Here is an 11,945-nt window from a genome sequence, read left to right on the forward strand (position 1 = left end):
CGATATGCTGACACTTACCCAAGTTCAACAGATTCTTGAAAAAGAAGATCTTTTACGGGAATTCATCACACCTAATAATTGGACGCTAAACGCTCCTTTTGACAAAACATTTAGCAAAATTTCTTATGATTCACGCGAGGTTGATGCTGATACACTTTTTTTCTGTAAAGGCAACAATTTCCAACAACGCTTTTTAGAACAAGCGCTAGCAGACGGCTTAACTTGTTACATCGCTGAGCAACCCTATGAAGTTTCAGCAGAGTTAGCGATTATCGTAACAGACATTCGCAAAGCGCTCGCCGTTTTAAGCATGGCTTTCTATGATTACCCGCAAGAAAAATTGAAGCTGATTGGCATCACCGGAACGAAAGGCAAGACGACGGTTGCTTATTTTACAAAACAAATCTTAGATATCTCGACGAATAAAAAAACCGCACTTTTCTCGACCTTAAATACCACTTTAGACGGTGTCACCTTTTTTAAATCAAAACTGACGACGCCGGAATCCCTTGACTTGTATCGGATGATGGCAGAAGCTGTGGATAATGGGATGACCCATTTAGTGATGGAAGTTTCTTCCCAAGCTTATAAAGTAGCGCGGGTCTATGGTTTGATCTTCGATGTGGGTATTTTTCTAAATATTTCACCTGACCATATCGGACCGATCGAACATCCGACTTTTGAAGATTACTTCTATTGTAAGCGTCAATTAGTGACCCATTCGCGACAAATCATTTTGCAGCATGAGATTGATCATTTTGATCTATTGCACGAATTGGCCGAAAAACAAAATATTCCGATGATCACCTATGGAAATCAAGCTGCCGATTATCAGGTCCAACCTTTAGAACATCCTTTAGCCTTTGCCTTGGCTGGAACACAGGACCGCTTGAACTTAAACGGCGACTATCAAATTTTATTAGCCGGTGACTTCAACAAAGAAAATGCTGCGGCGGCGCTCTTAGCTAGCGCACTAGTCGGAGCCGACCAAAACGCCGGACGACAAGGCTTAGCTGAGGCACTAGTTCCTGGACGGATGAACCTGTTACTAAAACCTAATGGTGCCCATATCTATGTAGATTACGCCCATAATTACTTGAGCATGAAATCATTATTGGCTTTTGCCAAAGAACAGCACCCAGTTGGCAAAATTTTGGTCATTACCGGCTCTACCGGCAACAAAGCCGAGTCCCGCCGCGAAGGCTTAGGTCAAGCGATTGGCGAATATGCGGATGTCGCAGTGCTGACTATCGACGATCCTAACTTTGAAGATCCGCAAAAAATCGCTGACGAAATTAGTCAAGCAATCAAAAATGACCACGTTCAAGTTCATTTTGAAGCTGATCGTAAAAAAGCAATTCAACAAGCGATTCAACAAGCCGGTCCCAATGATGCCATCATTTTAGCTGGTAAGGGGACTGATAAATACATGACGGTGAAGGGTGAAAATCTCCCTTATGAAGGCGATTATCATTTAGCGGAAGTATTTATTAAAGACTAACGGGGGTATCCCGTTAGTCTATTTTTATTTTTTGAGCAACTTCCAGTGCTTCTGTGTAAATTTCTGTAATTAATGTCTCCACTGGTTTCACTTGTTGGAATAAACCGGCGATTTGTCCCGCCATTACGATACCACCTTGAATATCCCCACTGTCTGCTGCTCGTTCTAAGGCCGCTAGTGAAAATGCCTCAGCTGGATTCTTTAGCGTCAGTTGGTTTTGCAATCCCCGCAGGGATCCACCATGCGTTTTTTGCAGAACGGTTGTCGCTGTGTCATCCGCTTGTAGAATAGCTTGTTGATAATTTTCATGAATCGGACATTCTACTGCCGTTAAAAAAACAGTCCCCATTTGAACTCCACAAGCACCTAAGGCAAACGCCGCGGCCATCCCTCGACCATCACCGATGCCCCCAGCTGCGATGACTGGAATCGTTACTGCCTGTGCAACTTGCGGAACCAAAGCCATCGTCGTCACTGTTCCAATATGTCCTCCGGCTTCCAGACCTTCAGCGATCACTCCGTCAACACCCAGCTCCTCCATCTTTTTCGCTGTTTTTACGGAGGGAACTACCGGAAAAACTTTAACACCGGCTGCTTTCAACTGTTTCAGATACGGCTGGGGCGTCCCCGCGCCCGTTGTGACGATCTTTACGCCCTCGCGAATCAACACGTTCACTTGTTCTGAGATATTCGGCATTTGTAGCATTAAATTCACGCCAAAAGGTTTGCTTGTCCGTTGCTTAGTCGCTCGAATTTGTTCCTGTAATTCTGCTGCACTTAACCCACCAGCTGCAATAATTCCCAATCCGCCAGCTTCTGATACGGCGCTGGCTAACGGATAACGAGCAATCCGGGCCATTGCACCTTGTAATATTGGATATTGAATGCCCAACATTTCAGTCAATCTTCCCATAAGTTCTCCTCGTTTCTTTTTGTTTCATCTTAGCATATTTGGAGGAGTCCTCGTCTTATTTTTTTCTGACTGTCGTTTTGGATAAAAAAAAACTCCGCAAAATCTGCGGAGTTCTAAAAAACCATTGGCCATTAATTAGCCACAATATTTACTAATTTGTTTGGTACAACGATCACTTTCCGAACGGTTTTCCCTTCGATATTTCGTTGGATATGTTCATCAGCTAGCGCTAGTTTTTCCAATTCATCTTTGCCTAGGTCAACTGCGACCATGACTTTCGAACGGACTTTGCCATTGACTTGCAAGATCACTTCAATCTCATTTTCCACTAACGCATCCTCGTCATAAGTTGGCCACGCTACATGAGAAATCCCGCCTTCATGGCCTAAGATCGCCCACAATTCTTCGGCAATATGAGGAGCTAGTGGTGCTAACAATTGGACGAAACCTTCCACATATTCATACGTCAAGGCTTCCGCTTTGTATGCATCGTTCACGAAGACCATCAATTGAGAGATTGCAGTATTCAAGTGAAGATTTTCCATATCCTCGGTGACTTTTTTAACGGTTTGATTGTAAACTTTCGTCAATGAGCCATCATTTAGTGTCGTGATATGGTCCCGCATCTTGCCATCTTCGTCAACGATTAAGCGCCAAACGCGTTCCAAGAATTTTCGAGAACCTTCTAATCCATTTTCACTCCAAGCAATCGAAGCATCTAATGGCCCCATGAACATTTCATACATCCTCAAAGTATCTGCACCATATTGTTCAACCACATCGTCAGGATTTACGACATTTTTCAGTGATTTACTCATTTTAGCTGGTGCTTCTTCCAGTTCTTCACCAGTCTCAATACTGAACCATTTACCATCGCGTTTTTCAACCATATTCGTTGGTACTAAAGCCCCACGGTTGTCCCGGAAACTTTGACCTAAAATCATGCCTTGGTTATAAAGTTTTTGGAACGGTTCGTTAGTTGGTACGACACCAATATCATACAAGAATTTATGCCAGAAACGAACGTATAGTAAATGCAGCACTGCATGTTCTGCTCCACCAATGTAAAGATCTACCGGTAGCCAGCGCTTCAATTTATCATAATCGGCCAAGGCTTCTTTGTTATGGGGATCGATAAAACGTAAGTAGTACCATGAACTACCGGCCCATTGTGGCATCGTATTGGTTTCACGACGGCCTTTTTTACCAGTGACCGGATCGACCACATTGACCCACTCTTCAATATTAGCTAATGGTGATTCGCCAGTCCCGCTTGGTTTAATGTCGGTTGTTTTCGGTAATTCTAACGGCAATTCGTAATCAGGAACTAGACCAGTCGTTCCATCTTCCCAATGAATAACCGGGATTGGTTCGCCCCAATAACGTTGACGTGAGAATAACCAATCGCGTAAACGATAGCTGATTTCTTTCTTCCCGCAATCGTGCTCTTCTAACCATGCAACCATTTGATCGATGGCCTCTTGTTTATTCAAGCCATCTAAGAATTCAGAATTGATGTGTAGACCATCACCAGTGAAGGCTTCTTTGTCTACGTCACCGCCTTCTAAAACAGGCACAATCGACAAGCCAAATGTTTTGGCGAATTCATAGTCACGTTCGTCATGTGCTGGCACAGCCATGATGGCACCAGTTCCGTAAGAAGCTAGTACGTAATCACCGATCCAGATCGGCATTTTTTCACCGTTGACTGGATTGATGGCATAGGCCCCAGTGAAGACCCCTGTTTTTTCTTTTGCTAGATCTGTTCGCTTCAAATCTGATTTTTTGGATGCTTCTTCGATGTAAGCCTCGACTGCTGCTTTTTGTTCCGGTGTCGTAATTTTTTGGACCAATTCTAATTCTGGTGCCAAAACAGCATAAGTTGCACCAAACAATGTATCTGGACGTGTTGTAAAGACGGTGAAGGTCTCTTCGCTGTTTTCAATCTTGAAGCTGACATTCGCCCCAATCGAACGGCCGATCCAATTACGTTGCATCTCTTTGATACTTTCCGGCCAGTCAAGTTCTTCTAGATCATCTAATAAGCGATCCGCATAAGCCGTGATTTTCAGCATCCATTGACGCATTGGTTTACGAATGACATCGTAACCACCCCGCTCACTCTTGCCATCAATGACCTCTTCATTGGAAATAACGGTCCCTAATTCAGGTACCCAGTTCACAGCAACTTCTGCTTCATAGGCCAAACCTTTTTCATACATTTGTTCAAAGATCCATTGGGTCCATTTGTAATATTCTGGATCCGTTGTATTTAATTCCCGATTCCAGTCATAACTAAAGCCCAGTGAATTAATTTGACGTTTGAAGGTTTCAATATTTTTTTTTGTGAATTCAGCTGGATCATTTCCTGTATCCAGTGCGTATTGTTCCGCTGGTAAGCCAAAAGCATCCCAGCCCATTGGATGTAATACGCTATAGCCTTGCGCCCGCTTCATCCGTGAGATCACGTCAGTCGCTGTATACCCTTCTGGATGTCCGACATGTAATCCTTGTCCAGAGGGATAAGGGAACATATCCAATGCATAAAACTTAGGTTTTTCAGGATCATCTTGGGTATTGAAAACATTGTGTTTTGCCCAATATTTTTGCCATTTCTTCTCAATCGCTTTGTGATCGTAACTCATGTTGCTCCTCCTACTTTTAGATAAACTTATTTTGTTTCTTTCAACAGACTAAAAGTCTAGTTTAGAACGAATAACGAGGGATTTATTTAAAAATAAAAAGCCCTACAAAAGTTCTCAAAAAAACTTTCATAGGACGTTATTCACGTGGTACCACCTATTTTTATCTGTCTAAAGACAGACCTCATACGAAATAACGGTCTCTAACCGGATCTAGCGATCATGCTCAAAGGTAAGTTCGAAGGTCTCGCATGCCCGCTCTCAGCTCCGCGCGCTCTCTGAAATGCGTTCGTTTCTACTACTCCTCTTCCCAGCAATCATATTAAAGTAAGTTAATCTTAGCAGATTACAAAATAGAATTCAATTGAATTCCCTTTAAGAAACGCAGGAAAAAATTGTGCCCGATTTAAAACATGATATAATACTTCTGTTTAGAAAGGATGAATCAGAACATTATATGAAAAATAAATCACTCTACCAATTAATTGGCAGTTTTACGTTATTGTTTTTTGCTGCTTTGTGCTACATCGTCCGCTTTTATCCAGAAACACTCGTCGGCTTCGATCGCCGGATCATTCAGGGAGTGCATCACCTTTATCCTCAAATGAACGGCTATTTTCTCTGGGTGACGAAATTCGCCAATCCCATTACCGTCGTCTTATTAACCCTCGTTTTCGTCGGTTTGTTCTATTTTAATAAACAAAAGGTTACGGCCCTTTGGCTGGCGATCAGTATGGTCCTAGTCAGCGGAGCCGGCAACCATCTATTAAAAATCTTTTTCCAACGGTCCCGACCGACAATTTTGCCACACATGGTGACAGAACATAGTTTTAGTTTCCCCAGTGGTCACGCAACAGCCAGCACCTTATTGTTCGGTACCTTGATCTTTGTGATGGGGCTCTTCTTTAAAGATAAAACCCCCCGTCTGATCGCTCAAATTATCGTTGGTCTGTTGATTTTCAGCATCGTCATTAGCCGAATCTATCTCGGCGTCCATTACCCTAGCGATGTTTTAGGTGGCGTGCTCTTTGGTAGCAGCTGGCTATTCTTTAGCTATCCATATTACACACAGAAAAAATTAGCTTACGATCTAAAAGCAATTAGGAGAAGATAAATGACTTTTCAATATAGTGATGACCCAACCAAACGCTATCATTCATGGAATTACGCATTGCGACAAGAATTTGGTGGCAAGATCTTTAAAGTTCCTGTTGATGGTGGATTTGATTGTCCCAATCGTGACGGTACAGTGGCCCACGGTGGCTGCACCTTTTGCAGTGTTTCTGGTTCTGGCGATATGATCGTCGCTCCCAGTGATCCACTGCCGCAGCAATTCCATAAAGAAATTGATCTAATGCATCAAAAATGGCCCCACGTTGAACAATATATCGTCTATTTTCAAAACTTTACCAATACCCACGCCCCAGTTGAGGTCATTCGCGAGCGTTTCGAGCAAGTTGTTAACCTCCCCGGGGTCGTCGGTTTATCAGTGGGAACACGCCCTGACTGCCTCCCCCCAGAAGTGGTTGAGTATTTAGCCGAATTAAACCAACGGTTGTATTTATGGGTGGAACTTGGCTTGCAAACAACTTACGAACATACCAGTGATTTAATTAACCGAGCCCATGATTATCCGACTTATGTCGATGCCGTCGCTCGGTTGCGCAAACATGATATCAAGGTCTGTACCCATCTAATCAATGGTTTACCCGGAGAATCTTTAGAAATGATGCGGGAAAATGTCCGGCGAACAATCCTAGATTCTGATATCCAAGGGATCAAGCTCCATCTGATGCACTTGATGCGGAATACAAAAATGTTGCGGGATTATGCAGAAGGTCGCCTACAATTGATGAGTAAAGCGGATTATGTCTCAGTCATCTGCGACCAGTTGGAGCTGATTCCCCAAGAGATTATTATTCATCGCTTAACGGGAGACGCCCCGTGGGACTCTTTGGTGGGGCCGATGTGGAGCCTAAAAAAATGGGAAGTTTTAAATGCGATTGACCAAGAAATGCTTAAGCGAGACTCCTATCAAGGAAAATTTACAGTAAGAAAGGGATTTGTCCATGCTACTAACCGCTCTGCACTTTAGTCATCAATTGCTACAAGAAATAGTTGCTGAAGGAGACCAGGTCATTGATGCAACCATGGGAAATGGCAACGATACGTTCTTTCTTGCTGAACGTGTCGGCAACACCGGTCATGTCTATGCTTTTGATATCCAAGCACAAGCGCTGGAAAATACTCGTGAAAAATTAGGTTCACTGGCAGCACGCACAACGCTTTATCTTGCCGGTCACGAGACGATTACAGAAAAAATTGCAGTGGAGCAGCCCATCAAAGCTGCAATCTTTAACTTAGGCTATCTTCCTAAAAGCGATAAAGAAATCATCACGTTACCCGAAACTACTAAACAGGCGATGGCAGCTATTTTAAAACGCTTAACAACTGGTGGCCGTATGATCGTCGTTATTTACTATGGCCATCCTGGTGGCGAAGCTGAAAAGAATCAGGTTCTAGACTATTGCCAAGCCTTACCACAAGAGCAATTCAGTGTCTTAAATTACCAATTCATCAATCAAAAAAATAATCCCCCGATTTTATTATGCGTAGAAAAAAAATGACTGATCAATTTTCGATCAGTCATTTTTTTCATTAAACCATTCCAAGACGCGTTGAATCCAGTTGTCCCAGAAGTTCCAATCGTGTTTTCCTGGCCCCTCTTCGAATGTGACAGCCAAATTCTTTTCTGACATCTTACGAGCCATATATTGGCTTGCTGGATAAAGCTCATCTTCAGTCCCGCAGGCTAAGAAAAAACGTGGCGCCTTTTTGCCACTAGCCACCAATTGATCCAATAAATAAAGCGGATCATTTGCAGAACCTTGAATTTGCTCCAACGGCCCAAAAATCCCCGTCCAATAAGCTTCATTTCGAACTAAGAGCAGGCTTTCAATATCTGCTAGCACCACTGCGCCCGATAAAGAGGCCACCGCTGCAAAATTTTCTGGCTTGGCTAAGCCCAATTTCAATGCACCATAGCCGCCCATTGATAATCCCGCAGCAAATGTCTTCTCACGCTGCTGAGTGATTTGTGGAAAAAGCTCGTGAACAATTATCGGTAATTCCTCTGCCACAAACGTCCAATACTTCATATCATAGGTCGTATCGGTATAAAAACCTAAATCTGTTGACGGCATCACCACCGCCAATTGATATTCTGCCACATAGCGTTCAATCGAGGTCCGACGTTCCCAAACGCTATGATTTCCACCCATACCATGCAGCAAATATAAAACCGGCACATCCTCGGTCACCCCTGCCGTTTCCGTACCAATCGTTTTACGAGTAGTCTGCGGCAAGATTACATTCAGGGCCACTTCCATTTGTAAAACATTCGAATAAACATTTACTTGTAAAAAAGCCATTCAGCCAGATTCCTCCCATTCTTTTACTATTTGTTTAGTTTAACACGTCTAGGGTGTTTGCCAACCATTAAAGTAAAGAACAAAGCTAAAATAATCAACACCAACCCGGCCAAATAAACCCAATGTAAGCTATTAAATAAAATCGTCCGTAGTTCGGTCCGCAGCGTAGTTTCGATCTGTAAGGCCGTATGGGGATTGATCAAGCGATTCATGATGTCGTGTTCGAGAACTCCTGCTTCCACTAATTGGCGGCTGTTAGCAATATTCAAAATAATTCCAAAGATTGAAACCATCACCGTCTGTCCAATCGTCCGCGATAAAGTATTGAATGAGGTCGCCACACCGATTTCTTCCTTGGGCACACTAGCTTGAGCTTCGACTGTCGTTGTAGTCACAGCTAAGCCGTATCCAATGCCTAAAATACCAGTAATAAAGAAAAATAGCCAAAAAGGACTCTGTTGTGGGAGTGCTAATAATATACCACCACCTAGTAAAATAATACTTAGTCCAATCAAAATGATCCGTTTAGCGGCATGCTTGCGCAATAACTGGCCTGATAAAAAAGAACCATACATCCAAACAATTGACATTGGTGCTAAAGCTAATCCACCAAGTCCCGCATGCTTGCCTAAAACACCTTGCATCCACATGGGGATATACACATCTAGTCCCATTAAGAAGCCACTAATCAAAGCTGCTACGATATTGACACTAGTGAAAATATGATTGTTGAATAAATTCAGATTGATTACTGGGTCTTCCGCGCGTTTTTCCGTTCGAATAAAAAGAAATAAGGATAGGCTACTCAACACAAACAAACCTAAAACTGCCAGTGAAATACCGTTATCACCTAATAATTGAAAGCCCAATAATAAACTCACTAACGTCAAAATCAAAAATAAACTCCCAAAAAGATCCATTTTCTTAGATTGTCGGATTTTTTTCTCTTCAATAAAGAAATATTGCAACAAACCAATCAACCCTAAACCAATTGGAACATTGATAAAGAAGATCCAGTGCCAGCCGATTGTATCCACGATCAGCCCACCAGCCAAGGGACCAAAGACACTGGCAATGCCCCAAGCCGCACTCGTTAGCCCCAATACTTTGGCTCGCTGCTCAATATCATAAAGATCCGCAATGATTGTCAATGAAACTGGCATGATCGCACCACCACCGATCCCCTGAATTCCTCGAGCGATGATCAAGGTCAGCATCTCATTAGACATCCCACATAATGCTGAACCAAAAACGAATAATAAAATTCCAACAATAAAAATCGGTTTGCGTCCGATCTTATCAGCCAACTTACCGTAAATTGGTGTAATCATTGCATTGGTCAACAAATAAATCGAAAAAACCCAATTCATGATTTCAAGTCCATGCAACGTCCCGACAATCGTCGGCATCGCTGTCGTTACGATTGTTCCTTCGATTGCTGACATAAATGTGGCAATAAAAATCCCCACCGTCACAACTTTAACATTTGTTTTTCTTTCCATATTTCCCTCCAAATCTCGTTAACCATTATAAATTTATTTAGTAAATAAAAAAGAGACGGTTCCATTGATCCTACGACCAATCGAAACCGCCTCGTGAACTCCATAAAAATTTATGTCTGTACGATTTATACTATATCTAAACTTTTTTTCAGTCCATCGACTTTATCTAAATGTTCCCAAGGAAGATCAACATCTGTCCGGCCAAAATGACCATAGGCGGCTGTATCACTGTAAATTGGGCGTAATAGATCAAGCATTTCAATAATTCCTGCTGGACGCAGATCAAAGTTCTCACGGATTGCCCCGATCAATGCGTTTTCAGAAACTTTTGCCGTGCCAAATGTATTGACTGAAATAGAAACCGGTTGAGCCACACCAATGGCATAAGCCAGTTGAACTTCTACTTTTTCAGCTAATCCAGCAGCAACAATATTTTTCGCAATGTAACGCGCCGCATAAGAAGCCGAACGGTCAACTTTGGTTGCGTCTTTTCCAGAAAAGGCACCACCACCATGACGTGAATACCCACCGTACGTATCAACGATAATCTTACGTCCGGTTAAGCCGGCATCCCCTTGAGGACCACCAATAACAAAACGGCCTGTCGGATTGATAAAATATTTTGTTTTTTCATCCAATAATTCGGCAGGAATCTCATGTTTGATAACTTTTTCCATCACGTCTTTTTGAATGGTTTCATTATCTACGGCATCATTGTGCTGAGTACTGATAACAACAGTATCCACGCGCAGTGGTTTACCATTTTCATCATATTCAACCGTTACTTGGGACTTCGCGTCTGGTCCGAAATAAGCTACTTCACCTGATTTACGTAAATCGGCCAAGCGTTTTACTAAATGGTGACTTAAAGAAATTGGTAAAGGCATCAGTTCAGGTGTTTCATTCACAGCAAAACCAAACATCAAGCCTTGGTCCCCCGCACCGATATCATCTAATAATTCATCTTTACCACGAGTTTCTAAAGCATCATCCACCCCTTGAGCGATATCTGGTGATTGTTCATCGATTGCTACTAATACAGCCACATTGTCTCCATCAAAACCAAAGCGAGACTCTGTGTAGCCAATCCGTTTGATCGTTTCACGAACAACTTTTTGAATATCAACATACGCTGAAGTCGAAATCTCACCAAAAACTAAAACAAGTCCGGTCGTTACAGAAGTTTCACATGCAACGCGGGCCTTTGGATCCTTTTCTAAAATTGCATCCAAGATTGCATCACTGATTTGATCTGCTACCTTATCCGGATGTCCTTCTGAAACAGACTCAGATGTAAATAAACGACGTTCTTCCATTATAAATATTCCCCCTAATTTTTATTCGGTTACAAGGAATCTCTGAACTTTGCCAGAGCCTATCGGGAACTTGCAACGACTCGATTATAACAGAAAAACGGCAACTGTCACGAAAAAAAAGTCATAATACCGAAAATTTATAAAAATTTCCCTTTAGAATACAAAAAAAAGAGACGTCTTTAAACGTCTCAGCATGACCCGTACGGGACTCGAACCCGTGTTACCGCCGTGAAAGGGCGGTGTCTTAACCGCTTGACCAACGGGCCATAACAATAAAAAAACGGAGAAGGAGGGATTTGAACCCTCGCGCCGGTTTCCCGACCTACACCCTTAGCAGGGGCGCCTCTTCAGCCACTTGAGTACTTCCCCAAAAACCAAAAAGATTTTAATGGGCCTAAATGGACTCGAACCATCGACCTCACGCTTATCAGGCGTGCGCTCTAACCAGCTGAGCTATAGGCCCTTCTTAAAAACTAAAGCGGGTGACGAGAATCGAACTCGCGACAACAGCTTGGAAGGCTGTGGTTTTACCACTAAACTACACCCGCATGGCGGTCCCGACGGGATTTGAACCCGCGATCTCCTGCGTGACAGGCAGGCATGTTAACCCCTACACCACGGAACCATGCGTTTAGTTTTC

General features: G+C 42.9%; 9 protein-coding genes, 5 tRNA genes, 1 riboswitch and 1 other annotated feature. Of the genes, 4 read left to right on the plus strand and 10 right to left on the minus strand.

The features are described 5' to 3' along the window. Window positions 1-4 precede the first annotated feature (4 nt). Window positions 5-1,501 (plus strand): UDP-N-acetylmuramoyl-L-alanyl-D-glutamate--L-lysine ligase, encoded by a 1,497-nt coding sequence (locus tag EP1_RS07415; protein ID WP_067625927.1) that lies wholly within the window; start codon window positions 5-7, stop codon window positions 1,499-1,501. A gap of 13 nt (window positions 1,502-1,514) precedes the next feature. Here EP1_RS07415 and EP1_RS07420 read toward each other — a convergent pair whose 3' ends face one another. After that, complete coding sequence (locus EP1_RS07420) at window positions 1,515-2,414, minus strand: nitronate monooxygenase (protein ID WP_067625930.1); 900 nt, start codon at window positions 2,412-2,414, stop codon at window positions 1,515-1,517. A gap of 131 nt (window positions 2,415-2,545) precedes the next feature. Further along, entirely contained in the window at window positions 2,546-5,059 is a 2,514-nt protein-coding gene (leuS, locus tag EP1_RS07425) for a leucine--tRNA ligase (protein ID WP_067625934.1), read from the minus strand. A gap of 126 nt (window positions 5,060-5,185) precedes the next feature. After that, window positions 5,186-5,377, minus strand: a binding site (T-box leader). A gap of 136 nt (window positions 5,378-5,513) precedes the next feature. Between leuS and EP1_RS07430 the strand changes: the two genes are divergently transcribed. The 3 genes from EP1_RS07430 to mnmM are packed head-to-tail and all read left to right on the plus strand — an operon-like array spanning window position 5,514 to window position 7,683. Beyond that, window positions 5,514-6,170 (plus strand): phosphatase PAP2 family protein, encoded by a 657-nt coding sequence (locus EP1_RS07430; protein ID WP_067625938.1) that lies wholly within the window; start codon window positions 5,514-5,516, stop codon window positions 6,168-6,170. Further along, window positions 6,171-7,151, plus strand: a complete 981-nt coding sequence (mnmL, locus tag EP1_RS07435) for a tRNA modification radical SAM protein MnmL/YtqA (protein ID WP_067625941.1) — start codon at window positions 6,171-6,173, stop codon at window positions 7,149-7,151. Continuing rightward, window positions 7,126-7,683 carry a tRNA 5-(aminomethyl)-2-thiouridylate-methyltransferase MnmM gene (gene mnmM, locus EP1_RS07440; protein WP_067625944.1) on the plus strand — a complete coding sequence of 186 codons (558 nt, stop codon included), beginning with the start codon at window positions 7,126-7,128 and terminating at the stop codon, window positions 7,681-7,683. The genes mnmL and mnmM overlap by 26 nt, the downstream gene beginning before the upstream one ends. 15 nt (window positions 7,684-7,698) lie before the next feature. Here the strand turns inward: mnmM and EP1_RS07445 are convergent, their stop codons facing one another. The 8 genes from EP1_RS07445 to EP1_RS07480 form a co-directional block, all read right to left on the minus strand. After that, the gene (locus EP1_RS07445; protein WP_067625947.1) at window positions 7,699-8,487 is read right to left on the minus strand and encodes an alpha/beta hydrolase; all 789 of its coding nucleotides are present in this window, start codon (window positions 8,485-8,487) and stop codon (window positions 7,699-7,701) included. A gap of 26 nt (window positions 8,488-8,513) precedes the next feature. Next, window positions 8,514-9,989, minus strand: a complete 1,476-nt coding sequence (locus tag EP1_RS07450) for an MDR family MFS transporter (protein WP_067625950.1) — start codon at window positions 9,987-9,989, stop codon at window positions 8,514-8,516. A gap of 125 nt (window positions 9,990-10,114) precedes the next feature. After that, complete coding sequence (gene metK / locus EP1_RS07455; protein ID WP_067625953.1) at window positions 10,115-11,305, minus strand: methionine adenosyltransferase; 1,191 nt, start codon at window positions 11,303-11,305, stop codon at window positions 10,115-10,117. Continuing rightward, window positions 11,303-11,386: riboswitch (SMK box riboswitch) on the minus strand. Its footprint overlaps the gene before it by 3 nt. Before the next feature lie 113 nt (window positions 11,387-11,499). Further along, window positions 11,500-11,571 (minus strand) — tRNA-Glu (locus tag EP1_RS07460). Window positions 11,572-11,586: 15 nt separating this feature from the next. Next, window positions 11,587-11,674, minus strand: a tRNA-Ser gene (locus EP1_RS07465). 20 nt (window positions 11,675-11,694) lie between these two features. Beyond that, a tRNA-Ile gene (locus tag EP1_RS07470) sits at window positions 11,695-11,768 on the minus strand. A gap of 14 nt (window positions 11,769-11,782) precedes the next feature. After that, a tRNA-Gly gene (locus tag EP1_RS07475) sits at window positions 11,783-11,853 on the minus strand. A gap of 1 nt (window position 11,854) precedes the next feature. Continuing rightward, window positions 11,855-11,930, minus strand: a tRNA-Asp gene (locus tag EP1_RS07480). Window positions 11,931-11,945 lie beyond the last annotated feature (15 nt).

The organism is Enterococcus pseudoavium NBRC 100491, from assembly GCF_001544295.1.
Taxonomy (GTDB): Bacteria; Bacillota; Bacilli; order Lactobacillales; family Enterococcaceae; genus Enterococcus_A; species Enterococcus_A pseudoavium.

Coding starts and splice junctions, on each gene's coding strand:
- EP1_RS07450 (WP_067625950.1), bottom strand. CDS start 9,989: ATGGAAAGAAAAACAAATGTTAAAGTTGTGACGGTGGGGATTTTTATT.
- metK (WP_067625953.1), bottom strand. CDS start 11,305: ATGGAAGAACGTCGTTTATTTACATCTGAGTCTGTTTCAGAAGGACAT.
- EP1_RS07420 (WP_067625930.1), bottom strand. CDS start 2,414: ATGGGAAGATTGACTGAAATGTTGGGCATTCAATATCCAATATTACAA.
- EP1_RS07430 (WP_067625938.1), top strand. CDS start 5,514: ATGAAAAATAAATCACTCTACCAATTAATTGGCAGTTTTACGTTATTG.
- mnmL (WP_067625941.1), top strand. CDS start 6,171: ATGACTTTTCAATATAGTGATGACCCAACCAAACGCTATCATTCATGG.
- leuS (WP_067625934.1), bottom strand. CDS start 5,059: ATGAGTTACGATCACAAAGCGATTGAGAAGAAATGGCAAAAATATTGG.
- EP1_RS07445 (WP_067625947.1), bottom strand. CDS start 8,487: ATGGCTTTTTTACAAGTAAATGTTTATTCGAATGTTTTACAAATGGAA.
- mnmM (WP_067625944.1), top strand. CDS start 7,126: ATGCTACTAACCGCTCTGCACTTTAGTCATCAATTGCTACAAGAAATA.
- EP1_RS07415 (WP_067625927.1), top strand. CDS start 5: ATGCTGACACTTACCCAAGTTCAACAGATTCTTGAAAAAGAAGATCTT.